Genomic DNA, 14,455 nt, shown 5'->3' on the forward strand with positions numbered 1-14,455 from the left:
TGTGGCTGATAAGAAAAATTACGGAATGGTTATCGACACACGCGTTTGTGTCGCTTGTTCTGCATGCGTCTATGCATGCAAGTCAGAAAACAGCATACCGGAAGGCTATTGTCGCGACTGGGTCGTACAGGAAACAAATGGCACCTATCCCAGGCTCAGCATGGAAAACCGTTCGGAACGCTGCCAGCACTGTGCAAAAGCACCATGCGTGATTTATTGCCCGACCGGAGCGTCCCACTACGCCGAAGATGGAACCGTTCAGATCAACCGCTCACGCTGTACCGGTTGTAAGGCCTGTCTTGCCGCATGCCCCTATGACGCACGGTACGTCCATCCTGAAGGCTTTGCAGACAAATGCTCACTCTGCAAGCACAGGATCGACAAAGGTCTTGAAACCGCATGCGTCTCGGTTTGCCCGACGACCAGCCTGAACCTCGTGGATCTGAACAATCACGAAGAAGAGGCATTGAAGATGATGAACGGAAAGGAGGTCTACCGGCAAAAAGAACATGCAGGTACTAAACCGAGCCTCTACTGGATTTCAGCAAGGAACAAACCCGGAGCATAATCATGACAGAAACAACGACGGAAATCATATCGACGAAAATGAACCCGAATGTGATTCCACATCTGCACATTTGGGAATGGCATATTCCGCTCTATCTTTTTCTCGGCGGACTTGCTGGAGGATTGCTCATCATCACCGCAGTAATGATCGTAGCCAAGCGACATTTTGGCATCGGCCCACAAGACGAGGGGGAAGGCTGCCCTTGCCTCGCTATCAGGCTCGGCTCGGCACTTGCCCCTATATTGCTCGGCATCGGTATGCTGTTTCTTTTTCTCGATCTCGCCAACAAGTTCTATGTCTGGGCGTTCTACACCACTGTCCAGCCTACGTCACCCATGTCGGCCGGAAGCTGGATACTGATCGCTTTTTTCCCGATGGCCGTATTACAGGCTATGCTGGTTAACAAACAGTTCCTGCGCAATCTGAACATCGGGATCGTCAATAAACTCATCGACTGGACCGAGGATCATCTTACCATTGTTGCACTTCTCAATGCTCACATCGGGATCGGTATCGGCATTTATACCGGAATTATGCTCTCTTTCTTCTACGCACGTCCTCTTTGGTCAAGCTCTATTCTGGGAATGCTTTTTCTTGTTTCCGGTATCTCAAGTGCAGCAGCACTCTTGCTTCTTTTTGCTCCAAAACATGAAAAACCGATCTACAGCAAGATAGACGCCAATGCCCTCTGGATCGAGATGATAATTGTCGGCCTTTTCGTCCTCGGAGGCATTACAGGACCGGCCAATACAAGCGGAGCCATGATGCACCTGATCGCTGGTGACCACCAGTTGGCAGGCATGTCGTATATGCTGTGGTTCTGGGGAGGTTTTGTAGCACTGGGGCTTATCGTACCGATGTTCCTCGAGTTTCTTGAAGCTATAGGAGTACATATCAAGTATCCCCTGGTCGCCCCTGTTCTTGTACTGATGGGCGGTTTGATACTTCGCTTCCTTATCGTTTTTGCAGGGCAAACTTATCACACATTCATGTGAAGAAACACCCGTACAAAAAGAGGCTGTATCAGAAACAAAACTGATACAGCCTCTTTCTTGCATCATTCAATATCGATGTGCACCTCGTTCCTCCTCAAAAAAGGCAATGTCCATGGAGGATCGAAACTTGCCATCCTTGGTCCCGATACCGGACGATATCCGTTCTGAGCGATCCACTCGTTGAGTTTTTCCGAATATTTTAAAATATTTTTTTCGGAATGAAGGCCGGAATAGCGGATTGCAGCGACTCTCCTCTCCGGTACCTCTCTCAGCACAATATCCTCATCAAGGGGTTTAGGAATGGTTTCCATGGTGTATTTTTGGGGCATGACAAATGCTGTCACCCATTTTTCCCCTGACTTTTGCTGAATTACCGGAGCTGTCATCGCGATTTCTTCACTCCGCTGCTCCTGAATAACAGGTGTTGTCATGTCAATACTCGAATCCGCTTTGTTGCCACCGAAAATATAACTCGCCAGTTTACTGAATGCTTTTCCACTTGTCGACCGGTAATCTCCTTCCATTGCCGTTTCAGCAAGAATCATCGGCTGATATTGCCGAACCTCATACACCCCTTCGCTTCTCAATACTGTATACTGCGCCTCTTCCGCTGTCCGCTTCCCCAGAACAGAACAACCGGCAAGCAAAAAGCTCGATAGCAGCAACAAAACGATATTCATCTCTATTCCTCCTCCTGTTTTTTCGCCCTGAACCGAGCGACTGTTTGATTGTTTTTCCGATACATAGTCAACAACAGGAACTGGAAAAAGGTTTGATTTTAACGCATGCTGAATGCATTGAAAAGAAGTGCAACACCTCCGATAATCGCAAGCACCCCTATGGTAATCGGTAAAAAAGAAGCAAACATGGCGACCAGTGCGGGATGAGAAAGCAGAAACAGAGCAAAAAGAACGTTGATTATACCAAGAATAATCGCTCCGGCTCCATCCCCCTTTATGCCCTGAAGCAGATTTATCGATCCCATGATAAAGCCAAAAACCACAAGCATAACAACGAGTGTGGTCGGAATCAAAAAAGCTGTGCAAAGCGGGTGATTCAGTACAAAAACACCAGCAAAAATACCTATCAAGCCATCCAGCAACAGCAAACCCCAATGCAGTGACGAGCGACCTGTAAAAATGCTGACGAGAGAAAAAATACCATGGATGAACCAGTAGATTCCAAGAAAAAGCACCAGGGTTGAAAGGGCTGCCCCTGTTGCCGTAACAAGCAGTAACCCAAACAAACTCAGCACGATTCCACGCAGCAGAACGAGCCACCAGATTTCAGAAGGTTTACCGGTTTGAACTTCATTCATAATGGTTTCTCCTTTCAAAAACGGAACCGGACGGTTAACGATGGTTTTACATGCCCCAAAGGTTACCGGTATGGACCGCTTTGTTCTGAAGTTTCAGGTAATAGAACAGCTGTGCCTTGTGCACTTTCAGGTGATCGACCATTTGAAGCAGGCGGTGGCCAAGTATCAACTCGGTTTGATCCCAGGGAGCTGTCGTTTGTTTTGTGTCAAGATCTTTTTCGCTGCATTCCGACACCAGAGAAAGCGCAAGCCGCTCGTCTTCCTCCAACAGCTTCTTCGCTTCAGCTACGCTCCCAACCGCCTGCATTGTTTCAGCAGGAGCCAGCATCTCCTCGGTGGACAGGCTATGCACATCGACTCCCTCAGGCAAACCCCAGTCGCCGGTAACAAATCCGCGCATACTTCCACCACAGGCAATAGTGATGTGTTTAAGGAGTTGACCGGTGGTCATCCAGTTGCTTCCCGTAGCGGGCTTCCACTGTAGCATTTCATCATCGGTCAGTTCAAACAGCCCTTTCGTGACTGCGTAGGTTGACTCGATCTCTTGTGTCAGCAGTTCGCTCCAGTTCATGATTGCTCCATTTTAAAATGATTCTGCACAAACAGTGCAAAATAAGTAATCCATTTACTGGGCTTTCCTTTTTCTTCGACATCCACCCACATCTTTCCATTCAAAGAGTTTTCCATTAACCATCTACCGTCGGGAGTCATTTTATCTCTGATGATCTCCAACGGTCTTTTCAGTTGTGGAGTCATTGGTGTTTCAAGGAGGGCCATTGCGTACATTGCTTCCAATATGTCCGAGTTATAATGGAGTGGAAAGCCAAAATTGACCCATCCTGGTTTCGCTATTCTTGCCCCTACATCATGTGAGTCAAGGAATGCAGCTTTTTGTTTGATTATCCAGTTTTTGACAGTTTCTCCTTCCGGTAGATCAGCACGTTTTGGCGCCTTATCTAAAATTTTCCTCCACTCTTTTCGAGTTGATGGCACATAAACATAAATCTCGTTTTCCAGCAATATCTTTACGAGAAGCGCTATCGCAAGGGTTATATTTGCTGAACGTTTGTGAGCGGGTATTTCCGCAAAAAGCAGCAAAATTTTCGGCACAGCCATGTAACAATGTGGCAGCAAGCTACAAACCATCGCTGAACACTTTATTCCACGATCCGTGACAATTCTCTTTGCCAATGCCTCGGTTTCCTCGGTGACTACAGGATGACCGCCATAACCAAGACGCCTGAGTGCGGTGAGCAGACTGGCAGTCAGACACTGACCTCCGCTCTTCATCACCCACTTGCGCTTCTTCAATATATCATGCGTTCCTTCGGCAATGCGCGGATCTTTTCCGTCTGCCATAAATTGGCCAAGAAAAATTAATTGCCAATACTTGCCGGTGTATTTCCAGTATGCCCGATCGTCACTTTCCCAAAATTCCCTACTATGCCTGAGGATCCCTTGCGTTACATTGTACTCCATGAAACGTGCTCTGGTGTGTCGCACTTCCGAGTCTGTTTCCGTGTGGTTCAGCAGCTTGGTCAGAGTCAGGTAGCGTATCGGGGGGTTGTCATCTTCCAGAAGCCAGTGAATGACGTCATCCTTTATCTGCATTGCTGATTGCATTATTGAGAAACCTGTTTAAACCATACAGAGCAGAAAACATCCCCGTCACATCATCGACAAGAGAGTCCGAAAACCAGAAATCATCCTCGACCCTGTGTGTGACGGCGTAATGCTTGTTTTTCAGTAAATCGATATCTGGAAAATCTTTCGGAAATCCTTTCGGGGCGGTCTTCAGCTTCTCTCCGTACATCCCGCCATAGAACTTTCTGAACTCCTGACTCTCGATAATTGCTTTATATTCGCCAGTGTTTTCAAAAATCTCGCTCCTGATCGCCTTGAGATAGTGCGACTCCGGCATGTACGCACCTCCCCCAACAAACGACGCACCAGGCTCTATATGCAGATAACAGCCCGCATACGGACTTTTTCTGCCCCCCTTTGCGATAAAAGCACCAAAGTTGGTTTTGTATGGCGATTTGTCTTTCGAAAACCGTACATCGCGAAATATCCTGAACAGACACTCTTTAGGACTGACCACATCGACATCGGGATCGATCCCTCTGACAATCGGAATCAGAATCGCAACAAGCTGCTCAACCTCTCCCCTGGCGAGGTCATAAAACGATTTGTTCGCCTGAAACCATTCCCGGTTGTTGTTTTTCCGCAACGCTTCAAGAAATGTGAAGGAGTTCTTTACATCCATATCGTTCTACCATATGTTATTTTATTCTACTTGCTGGAGACTGCCTTCGCACCGCATCGATCGACCTGCCGATACGGCGGTATCGTATCACGCCGACAACACCTGTAACGGCACCGAACGGTATACACGCGACTCCAACAGCCCAAAACCACATCTCGTTGGCAAAGTGCATAATGGAAATTCCGGCGATAACCAAGGCGACACCCGATCGCAAATAAGCCAGCAATGTCCTTTCATTGGCCAGCAACGTGCGATCGATGGCAAGCTCATCACGAAGAATCAGTTCATCATCATCAAACCTGGAATACAGTGATTTCCTCATACCTTCATTGGCTTTCCAGCCACCCGCCCGAAGCCAGTGGCTCTATACTTTTCCGTTCTCATTCAATTTCGTAAAATCATCAAGGGGCATCCTCAAACTTACTGGAGGGGGATAATCCCTTATATAGCCGACTCGCAGAAGAAACTGGGGCGGTTTGTCCAGCCTCAACATTTCAGCAGCCTTTTCCGACCAGAGAGGTTCTTCAAGGGCCTGGGACATCGGGTGTACACCGACCGAGCAGTCTCTTGCCCTGAGAAACATCCGTTCAAAACAGCGGCCGGTTTCAATAAGGGTTGAAATCCGGTCATTTTCCGACGTAATGACGATCCAACCACCATTTTGCGCAACCTGCTGTTTGACACGTTCAACTGTAGCCGACCGAAAGTCCTTACCCAACACATCCCTCGAACCGTAGAAATTTCTTACATACCATCCGGCAAGCCCTGTGATATCCATTGCTTCCGGGGTAAGACCATTGCGATACTTGCTGGCATCTGCATCCGACCACCGTATCCATCGGGAAAGTTCTTCCTGGACATTTTCACGTTCGATCTGCAGCTTGGTTGCTGCCACAGAAGCCTCATCGAGCCATACAGCTTGTGTCGAGTAGCGAGGATAATAATGAAAACCCTCTTCTCCGCCGACGAGAAATGAAAAATCCTGTGAATCAATGTCTTCGTTTTTGAAAACGGTTCGTACTGTTCTCCGTTCGAGAAGACGCTGAAGAGGATATTCCATCCGTTGAGCGTTCTGGAGTTCGATTGACAACAGCTCGGGATCGAAAGGATTTCTTGCAAGCAAGCGAATATTCACCTGAAAACCATGCGCCCTTGCAGCTGTCACCATATTCTCGAGAAACGCTCCGATAGAAAGCAGCATTTCCCGATTTTGGGGGTCGACCTCCGTGAGCCAGCGATCCTCGGCTGATCCGATAACCCAGTTATCGGGGTTTTTGATGGAAACTGTCCAAGGCTGGACGTTATGACTGCTTGGAGCAAAAGAAGCATACCAGAGAATTTCCGTACGCTCCCTGCCTATCAGGGATACCAGTTCATCATAAACCGAACCGTTCGTCACTTCTTCCCTGGTTATTCCGTCACATGCCGACAAACCAGGAAAAAGCCCGCAGGCGACAATACACTGCACGGAGCGTACAAGGAACTTCCTGCGCGAAAGGGACATAGAGAAAGTACATTAAAGGTTCTGGTCACCGATCGTTCCGGTGACAGGATCTTTATCAACCTCCTTTAAGTATACAGATTTCAAGAAATAATGAAATGTTAAATCTTCCTATCCTGTTAATTGGATAATGGGCATACCCAACTTTTTAAGTTTATATTGACCAATTTCTGCATGACCGCAAACAAGGACAAATGAGAAAGAGTGAGTTCAACACATCTTTGGATATCATAGACGAGAATATCACTCCGTTTATTCCTCTTATCTTCAAGGATTTATGGACATTAGGCGGAAACCCTGATGCTGTCATAAAGATCATGACGCAACACGTTGCGCTGAGGGAGGACAGTCAAATTATTGATCTGGGATGCGGAAAAGGAGCAACTGTCATCGAATTAGCCAAAACTTTTCCAGGCAACTACACAGGCATTGATATCATCCCCGAGTTTATTGAAGAAGGAAACGCCAGAATCCGGGAAAATCGACTCTCCGGAACCGTCGTATTAAGACAAGAAAACATGTGCGAGACAATTGCCGCTCCTGGAAAGTACGATGTTGTGATTTATGGTCATGATTCCGATGCTTTTGGCTCAGTCACAAAAACATTGCAGGTTCTTTCGAAAAAGATACATGAGAACGGATCGATCATCTACGAGACGGCATTTCACGATGGAAGATACAAAGGAACGGAATATTCTTCGGAAGAAGCGCTCTATTCGGCAATAAAGGATTCAGGGCTACGAATCATTGCCCGACTGAAGTGGAATAGAGAATATATCCGACGACAAAATGAAGCAAACAATAGATCGATCAAGAAAAGGATAGAACATTTGAAAAAGCAGCATCCCGATAAATGCAGACTGTTCGACAGGTTCTATTTAAACCAGATTCGGGAATCCAATATTCTCGATGAATATGTAGAATGCATCGCTTTTGTTCTACAACAAAGGTAGCACTGTAAACCTCGATCTTACCGGTAACGTCTTCCTGCTTGCCGGGATATCTGCGCGGCAATTGAAACAACAGAACGAAGAGAGGGTATCCTGTAGTTACTTCCACGCTATCGGGTCGAAAGCCCGGTTCTCATTGAAAGTTTCAGTTTGTCGTCTGCCAACTTGTCAGTTTTCCATTTTTGAAATAGAGGTAGTTATACCCGTATACCCATTGCTCACGTACCCCCCAGGATCCTACACTTTTATTGACTTTTTCCGGTTCTCCCCAAGAGAGCACCGCCTCTTTTTTCGTCATCCCCATGGTAACTTCCTGTCTTTCGATGGCCCGGCGCACCTTTTGTGACGTGCCTGGAGGAATCGGGTTCGAGGTGTAAAAATACCTATCGTAAAATTTAATCAAGCCCTCTTCACCTGACGATTTTCTTACTCTCATCGAGAAAGCCCCTCTGCCTCTTCTGTGCCCATACACACTCATGAAAATATCAACGACGGTCAAAGGTTCGGCATTGTATGTCGGGTATGATAGATTTTCATCCGGCGTAATCAACACCTGTGAACCAACAACCCTCGAATTGTTCACCCATATTTTTTGACCGATGAGAGATCGCGCCCGATTCACTTCTTCGGTCAAGTAAATATTATCAGGCAGTGAATTGGAAACCAGATAAGCATAGACCACCTCTCCGTTTTCCAGCACAGCCTTTCGAAATTTAGATTTAGACTTCTCACTGATAAAGCGAGACTGGCTGGGATCATACGTAATTGTAGTCTCAATTTTCCCTTTTCGCCCTACATATTCTTCATAGGGTAGACTCGTGCCCCTATAGCCTGTTAGTTGCTTGTGCCACAATTGGTAACCGTATTTTTCTCCTCCAGGGTAAGTTTTTGCAAACACAAACTCTTCTCCTTCCGCTGTACTATAATCGGCAGTTTGAGAAGATTTCGCCAAGCAAAAATCAGCGATTCCTGCAAGCATAACGATCAAAAGCAAAACTGTTTTGCCAATCATGGTGATAGTTCGAAATGATTTATGAAATACATACCAAGCAAAGCTTAATATACACCATAATTGCAGGCCCATCAATCAAACGAATGCCTCTTTCGATAGGCGCTCAACGGGTGCTGTCAATTAATCTTGTGCCACACGCAAGCACATGCACTATATTATGTTAACGGTATCAGACGATCTTCCGCCGCAATAACACGCCCTGTTCGGTTGAAAAATGGAATGACACTCCGACGATGATGCTCCTGCCAGTATTGAGACCATTTCCGGTTTTGCAACTCGCTCGATAAATCAAATAACAAGGAGGCTACACATGATACCGAAGGTTCTGTTACACAGTTTCTGCACAACGGTGCACATCGATGAAAAAAGGAAGGATTACCAGGACTGGATGATCATAACCTGGGACAAGCCGCTTTTCACCATTGCCCGATCCAGCATCAACCGGATTCAGGATTATGGAAAGTTCGACCGGTGGGATCTGATTCAGGCAATCATCCTGGGGTATCGCAGGAACAACAAATGGCATCGATCAGATGCCGCCAGCCTGAAGAATTTCGGCGGATGCACGGGCGTCGCATGCAAGATCGGTGCGCTGATGGACATGCGTCTCGACGTTTCACTCGAAGTATGCCTGTATCTGGATCTCAGGGAATTACCGAGCCTCAACAGTACCTATCCGGTCAATGTAGAAGACTGGAAGGAAATAACCCACGACGAAGCCGGACGACTTGGATTGTATTAAACAACCATACGCGCGAAGACCGGTTTGGAAACATCGAACCTATAGCAACCTCACGTGCAAGAAAGATAAAACCGCTCAGAACAAAAACTACTCGAAACAGCTATGATCGTAACACCGCAAGACGCACAACAAAGGAGTTTTGCGGGAGTTGATTTTCTCATGCTCTCCCATGGTAAGGAATCCATGGTGACGAAAATGTTGTACAAAAAAGAAAACAAGGTACCGCTCCATAAGCATCCGAGCGAACAAAGCGGTTATGTTATATCCGGAAAATACATACTCATCATTGAGGATGCCAAGTACGAAATCGGTCCCGGCGATTCATATACGGTTCCCTCCGACACGGAACATGCCCTTGAAGCTATCGAACCAGGAGAAATCCTCGATTTTTTCAGTCCTCCGAGAAAGGATTATCGGTGAACCCACCAGGAACCCGAAATCCGTTATATTTAGAAACAGCTACAATGCCGATCTGATCTCAGAACAGCTGTACAGGAGAGACTGCATCATGAAGTTACTGACGTTGACTTCGAAACTCGACATCGAGTTCCGCATTGCAGAAAACACTGAAGACCTTGTCGAATGGGCAGTGACCGATTCGAACAGGCGATACGTTCATCCAGCCTTTCTTGAAGAACGGACAGGACTTATGCTGCAAGGTGGTGACATCATTCAAAAGGCGTATACCGCTGTTTTTGTCTCGGACCGGGTTGTGGAAAAAATCCTCCGGGAAAGGAATTGCCTGTTGTTCACCCATCATCACTTCAATTACTACGAAGATGAAAGGGGGCTTCAGCCCATTTCTCCCGAGACAATGGAAGCGCTCTGCCGGGCGGGACATTCTCTCTATGTGGCGCATGCCCCACTGGACACGCATGCCAGGTATGGCACCTCGATTGCGTTGGCGGAACTGACCGGTATTACCGTCGAACACTTTTTTTACGACTACTTCGGCGCACCGACAGCCCTTGTCGGCCACGTAACGAAAACCGGATTTCAGGACTTTGCGTCACGTGTTTGCAAAGAACTGCAAAGGCCCTACCTGACCCTTCAGCAGCACAGGCCTGCTGTTGAAAAAGTGGCCGTGGCAGCTGGCGGCGGAGACCTTCCTGACCTGCTGCAATACGCTTACGACGCCGGGTGCGACACTTTGCTGACGGGAACGGTGGAAAACCGGTGGGCCGTCCCGTCGTTTCAGGAATTGAACAGGGCGTTTCACGAACTGAACACCAGGCTCAAACTCAATCTCATCGGCGGGACACATTTCGGAACCGAAAGACCAGCCATGCTCGCCGTAACCGAATTGTTCGAAACCTATGGCATCTGCTGCGAGTACTGTGAAGACGAACTCCTGCTGGAAGCAGTTTAGAATCAAAAAAATTTATCCATTTGGTTCAGAAATCTTGATAACATGAAATGTTTGGTAGTCACAGCTCATCCTTTACAAAAAAGCTTGTGTCATATACTCGGGGAAACGGTTGTTGCAACGCTAAAAGAGTCTGGCCATTCGGTAATCGTGCAAAATTTATATAAAGAGAATTTTAATGCATGCCTTACCGCAGCAGAACGTCAAACGTATTACGCTAACGTATACGATAAGGAGAGTGTCAGTCAAGAAATTGAATGGTTAACTTCCGCAGAGCTACTTGTTTTTGTTTTTCCAACATGGTGGTATGGATTTCCTGCTATTCTCAAGGGATGGTTCGATCGGGTTTGGGCCCCGGGGATCGCTTACGACCATGCGCCCGGGTTTGGGCCAATCAAGCCTAAGTTATCGAATCTCCGTACGACAATAGCTATTACAACACTTGGCTCAGGGTGGTGGGTAGATTTTCTCTTAATGGGCCGGCCTGTCAGGAAAGTTCTCAAAAGGGCGATTCTTGGCGCATGCGCTCCGTCAAGTCAATTCAAAATGGTCTCTTTATATAATGCAGAGCGTCTTAACGACAAACAAGTAACCGGCTTCTGTTCAAAGGTTCGTCAAACAGTCATGAACTTTTGTTGACTCTCTTTTTTTAATGTCAAACTCTTCAGGACGACTCAATACATGCAGGATATAACCAATTCGACTGGAAAATCGTCGAAAAACGTTTTGACGAGTATGTCTCTGCTATTCAACAGCTAAACCTTGAGCTTATGATGGACCTTCTTCGGGGTGCCTTGCTGGAATGACGCCGTTCTCTTTACCCATTTCTCGAGAACCAGCCTAACGTTTCTTATCCCCTCCATGCTTGAAGAAGTGATAACCTTCAGAAAAAGCATTACCTTCATACCTATGCCTGTATGAAGTTTTGGATGGTAATAGAACCATTCGCCCTAACGCAAAGAGGCTTTCTCAAAAGCACTGCTTCACGACTATCGGTCACCATGCATACATCTCCAGTAAAAAGTCATGCCGCACTCGATGCGGCATCCATACTGACTTTCTTTGGAAGATGGATCCCCGGGTCAAGCCCGAGGATGACTGCATAAAGATTAATTACAGGACTAATGAGACAACTTCCTGCAAAACAACGCTAGCCCTTTTGCCCTTTGCCTTCTCACTTTTGCCTTTCCTCCTCCTCTTCCTCACTCGTCAACCTCTTCCCATCCCGTAACCATGGCCTTGATGTTGGAGGTGAGAGTATGGCCGGTGGTGGTCATGTAGACATGCATGATGACGAAGCCGATCAGCATGTAAGCGAGCAGAGTATGAATAACCGCAATGGGCTCGATCCAGTCGGGGTTCATCCCGAGCGCGACAAGTTCGTTGATGTAGAAGTAGGCGAATCCGAAAAGGATCTGTAACGGCAGCCCGACAAGGGTCAGCATCAGGTAGGTTATACGCTGTAGCGGGTTTAAACGGGATATTTCGTTTTTCTTGAACGGATGCGGTTCGTTTTTGAAAATACCGATCATGTAGTAATGGATCTGCATGAAGATTTTGTCGAGGATGTTCCCTTCACTAAGGTACTGACGAAAGTCCCCGGTGGTTATGTACCAGAAAAATGCCAGCACAATAAACGTTACAAGCCCCCATGCCAACGCATTATGGGCATTAAATGCGGTTTCATATCCCATAAGCTGGAAAAGACCGTGAACCTCGAGCCCGGTCACGAGCAATGAAAAAATGATCAATGCCTGCATCCAGTGCCAGAACCGCTGAAACCTTGCGTACAGATAGACTTTTCTCATACTTCACCATCCTGCACTCTGCGTTTATTTGAAACAAACCTCATGAAACCGTGAATGGATACCCCAACCAGAGATGAAACGATTACCAGCAACCCGAGAATTTCGACAAATCCGTTGGCATCCCTGCCCGGCAGATAAAATCCTGCAAGCTTTTCAAGCCGTCCGCCCCTGGAATGACACTCCACACAGCTGAGAGCCTCTTCTTTTGGAGACACCATGTGCGAAATTGGCCAATACATTTCGGTTTCTACAAAATCATACGTACCGCTATACTCCAGCCCGGCATACTCCATTCCCCCGGCAATCGACGTATCCCAGTCGAAATCAGACCAGTAGGCTCCGCTTCCTTTGGGGCCGAACAACTTTGGCTTCACGAATCGCTTGAGTTGAGGGTCGTAGGGTTGCTTTCCCCTATGCACCTTAAATGGCCAGATTCGTGAAAGAGTATCGCGCGGTTCACCATCGGGATGATTGATGGCAACAACTCCGGAATCGTTTATTTCGGTAAGAAATGTCACATAATTCATCTCTCCGTTGAACCATCGGTACTCCGGCTCGATATCTTTCGCCCATTTGAACAGGCCTTTCTTACCCAAATAGACAAGATGTCCTGTAGAATCTTTTTTGACCAGAGGGCGCCCCTCTTCATCAAGCTTTCCCGCTTTCGACCAATCCCACCAGACCTTGGTCGGCCGTTCTTTTGCAATGGCAGGAATATGGCAGGTCTGACAGGCAACCTTATCGACGTGATCATTGAGTTTCTTGTAATTTTGATGAGGATCGACGCCGTGACAGGATGCACAGGTTGTCGGGTAATCGTCGGGCAACGGGTAATCGAAACCATGAACATCCCTCGCCGTCGGTTCATAGCGGCTCCCCGGAACCTGATGCCCTTCCGTTTTATGACAGTCGGTACAGGTCATATTGAGTTCATTCTCGCCTGAAGCCATATGAACGTCCAGTGTTTCCGTAGGATCGAGCAAAGAATTGTCGAGGTCACCGTGTTTTACCGCATCACCGCCCCCGCCTTCAAAATGGCAGATACCGCAGTTGTGGCGATCCGGGTTGGCAACGTGCTGCGCAACGTAAGAGAGATCAACTTTTTTAAACGGAGTCTTGCCGCCAAAAACCTTGTCCTCATAGGGTGGGTGACCCGCTCCGGAAGGAAATTTTTTGTAGGTACCGGTACCGTCATGGCAAACCAGGCAGTCTACATTTTTTTCGCTGGTGAAATCGAATGTCCGGTCTTTCCAGCCATAACCGATATGACAAGAAGTGCACCGGGGTTCGTTACTTTCAACCGATATGCAAAAGTTGTTGACAACATGCTGCTTTCCGAGCATTTTTCCATCCTTCATAAGCACTTCCCATGTCCAGTGCTTGGTTCGATGGACCTGTTTGGCTGCTTCCGTATGACACTGCAAGCAGGCTTCCGTAACTTCGGGACCGTTTTTGAACTCCTTTTTGAGTTCTTCGAACTTTGTGTGATCCGCTGTCGAAAGCAGCAGAGAATCGACGGGAGGGTGGAACGTCTCTGCAGAAAGATGTGAAAAAGCAAAGAGATAGATAACAACCGAGCTTAAGCCGGCTCTCAACAAATTTTTCATTGTGGTCGGTGTTTGTTTACGTACTGACAGACCAAACTGTCCCCACAACGTTAATGTATGCATATCCTCATAAAAAACAATTACTTAACAATTGTTGAGCACAATAAAAAAACGCATGAGGGAACACTTTCCCTCATGCGTTTCGTAGGAATCACGGTTTGTATTTCTATACTCGATCAGGCTCTTTTACTGTGATCAACTGCCTTGAGAATCTTGATGTTCAGCACAATAAACCGCCAGAACTGGTATATTTTGTTCTTCATCTTGAATCGATCAAACTTTGTCGGTCTCATGGTTTGCCTCAGGTTTAACGTGTTTAAAA

General features: G+C 47.0%; 17 protein-coding genes. 7 read left to right on the forward strand and 10 right to left on the reverse strand.

What is annotated here, in order from left to right:
* Window position 1: 1 nt before the first annotated feature.
* Entirely contained in the window at window positions 2-568 is a 567-nt protein-coding gene (locus tag CR164_RS03850) for a 4Fe-4S dicluster domain-containing protein (RefSeq protein ID WP_110022597.1), read from the forward strand.
* Window positions 569-570: 2 nt separating this feature from the next.
* Window positions 571-1,563, forward strand: a complete 993-nt coding sequence (nrfD, locus tag CR164_RS03855) for an NrfD/PsrC family molybdoenzyme membrane anchor subunit (protein WP_110022598.1) — start codon at window positions 571-573, stop codon at window positions 1,561-1,563.
* 62 nt (window positions 1,564-1,625) lie between these two features.
* Here the strand turns inward: nrfD and CR164_RS03860 are convergent, their stop codons facing one another.
* The 7 genes from CR164_RS03860 to CR164_RS03890 form a co-directional block, all read right to left on the reverse strand.
* Window positions 1,626-2,243: an SOUL family heme-binding protein gene (locus tag CR164_RS03860; protein ID WP_110022599.1), complete on the reverse strand. Its 618-nt coding sequence runs from the start codon at window positions 2,241-2,243 to the stop codon at window positions 1,626-1,628.
* Window positions 2,244-2,341: 98 nt separating this feature from the next.
* On the reverse strand, window positions 2,342-2,881 hold the full coding sequence (locus CR164_RS03865; protein ID WP_110022600.1) for an HdeD family acid-resistance protein: 540 nt from the start codon (window positions 2,879-2,881) through the stop codon (window positions 2,342-2,344).
* 46 nt (window positions 2,882-2,927) lie between these two features.
* Window positions 2,928-3,452, reverse strand: coding sequence for a DinB family protein (locus CR164_RS03870; protein WP_110022601.1), 525 nt, complete (start codon window positions 3,450-3,452; stop codon window positions 2,928-2,930).
* Window positions 3,449-4,504: a hypothetical protein gene (locus CR164_RS03875; protein WP_146204133.1), complete on the reverse strand. Its 1,056-nt coding sequence runs from the start codon at window positions 4,502-4,504 to the stop codon at window positions 3,449-3,451. The genes CR164_RS03870 and CR164_RS03875 overlap by 4 nt, the downstream gene beginning before the upstream one ends.
* Window positions 4,476-5,147, reverse strand: coding sequence for a DUF2461 domain-containing protein (locus tag CR164_RS03880; RefSeq protein WP_110022603.1), 672 nt, complete (start codon window positions 5,145-5,147; stop codon window positions 4,476-4,478). The genes CR164_RS03875 and CR164_RS03880 overlap by 29 nt, the downstream gene beginning before the upstream one ends.
* Before the next feature lie 16 nt (window positions 5,148-5,163).
* Window positions 5,164-5,469 carry a YidH family protein gene (locus tag CR164_RS03885; protein WP_110022604.1) on the reverse strand — a complete coding sequence of 102 codons (306 nt, stop codon included), beginning with the start codon at window positions 5,467-5,469 and terminating at the stop codon, window positions 5,164-5,166.
* A gap of 42 nt (window positions 5,470-5,511) precedes the next feature.
* Complete coding sequence (locus CR164_RS03890; protein WP_110022605.1) at window positions 5,512-6,651, reverse strand: Acg family FMN-binding oxidoreductase; 1,140 nt, start codon at window positions 6,649-6,651, stop codon at window positions 5,512-5,514.
* Between the two features lie 191 nt (window positions 6,652-6,842).
* Here CR164_RS03890 and CR164_RS03895 point away from each other — a divergent pair, with 191 nt between their 5' ends.
* A complete protein-coding gene (locus CR164_RS03895; RefSeq protein ID WP_110022606.1) occupies window positions 6,843-7,601 on the forward strand; it encodes an SAM-dependent methyltransferase in 759 nt (252 codons plus the stop codon).
* Between the two features lie 142 nt (window positions 7,602-7,743).
* On the opposite strand, the gene CR164_RS03900 is transcribed toward CR164_RS03895, so the two are convergent.
* Window positions 7,744-8,682, reverse strand: coding sequence for a hypothetical protein (locus tag CR164_RS03900; protein ID WP_161953476.1), 939 nt, complete (start codon window positions 8,680-8,682; stop codon window positions 7,744-7,746).
* A gap of 238 nt (window positions 8,683-8,920) precedes the next feature.
* On the opposite strand from CR164_RS03900, the gene CR164_RS03905 reads away from it, so the two are divergent.
* The 4 genes from CR164_RS03905 to CR164_RS03920 all read left to right on the forward strand — a co-directional run bounded on the left by CR164_RS03905 (window position 8,921) and on the right by CR164_RS03920 (window position 11,357).
* Window positions 8,921-9,352 carry a hypothetical protein gene (locus CR164_RS03905; protein ID WP_110022608.1) on the forward strand — a complete coding sequence of 144 codons (432 nt, stop codon included), beginning with the start codon at window positions 8,921-8,923 and terminating at the stop codon, window positions 9,350-9,352.
* Between the two features lie 102 nt (window positions 9,353-9,454).
* The gene (locus CR164_RS03910) at window positions 9,455-9,772 is read left to right on the forward strand and encodes a cupin domain-containing protein (RefSeq protein WP_110022609.1); all 318 of its coding nucleotides are present in this window, start codon (window positions 9,455-9,457) and stop codon (window positions 9,770-9,772) included.
* A gap of 88 nt (window positions 9,773-9,860) precedes the next feature.
* Complete coding sequence (locus tag CR164_RS03915) at window positions 9,861-10,721, forward strand: Nif3-like dinuclear metal center hexameric protein (RefSeq protein WP_110022610.1); 861 nt, start codon at window positions 9,861-9,863, stop codon at window positions 10,719-10,721.
* A gap of 42 nt (window positions 10,722-10,763) precedes the next feature.
* Window positions 10,764-11,357 (forward strand): NAD(P)H-dependent oxidoreductase, encoded by a 594-nt coding sequence (locus CR164_RS03920; RefSeq protein ID WP_110022611.1) that lies wholly within the window; start codon window positions 10,764-10,766, stop codon window positions 11,355-11,357.
* Between the two features lie 563 nt (window positions 11,358-11,920).
* Here the strand turns inward: CR164_RS03920 and CR164_RS03925 are convergent.
* On the reverse strand, window positions 11,921-12,526 hold the full coding sequence (locus CR164_RS03925) for a cytochrome b/b6 domain-containing protein (RefSeq protein ID WP_110022612.1): 606 nt from the start codon (window positions 12,524-12,526) through the stop codon (window positions 11,921-11,923).
* A complete protein-coding gene (locus CR164_RS03930) occupies window positions 12,523-14,133 on the reverse strand; it encodes a tetrathionate reductase family octaheme c-type cytochrome (protein WP_110022613.1) in 1,611 nt (536 codons plus the stop codon). Before CR164_RS03930 ends, CR164_RS03925 begins: the two co-directional genes overlap by 4 nt.
* Window positions 14,134-14,455 lie beyond the last annotated feature (322 nt).

Origin of the sequence: Prosthecochloris marina (genome assembly GCF_003182595.1) — a bacterium.
In the GTDB taxonomy this organism is placed as follows: Bacteria; Bacteroidota; Chlorobiia; order Chlorobiales; family Chlorobiaceae; genus Prosthecochloris; species Prosthecochloris marina.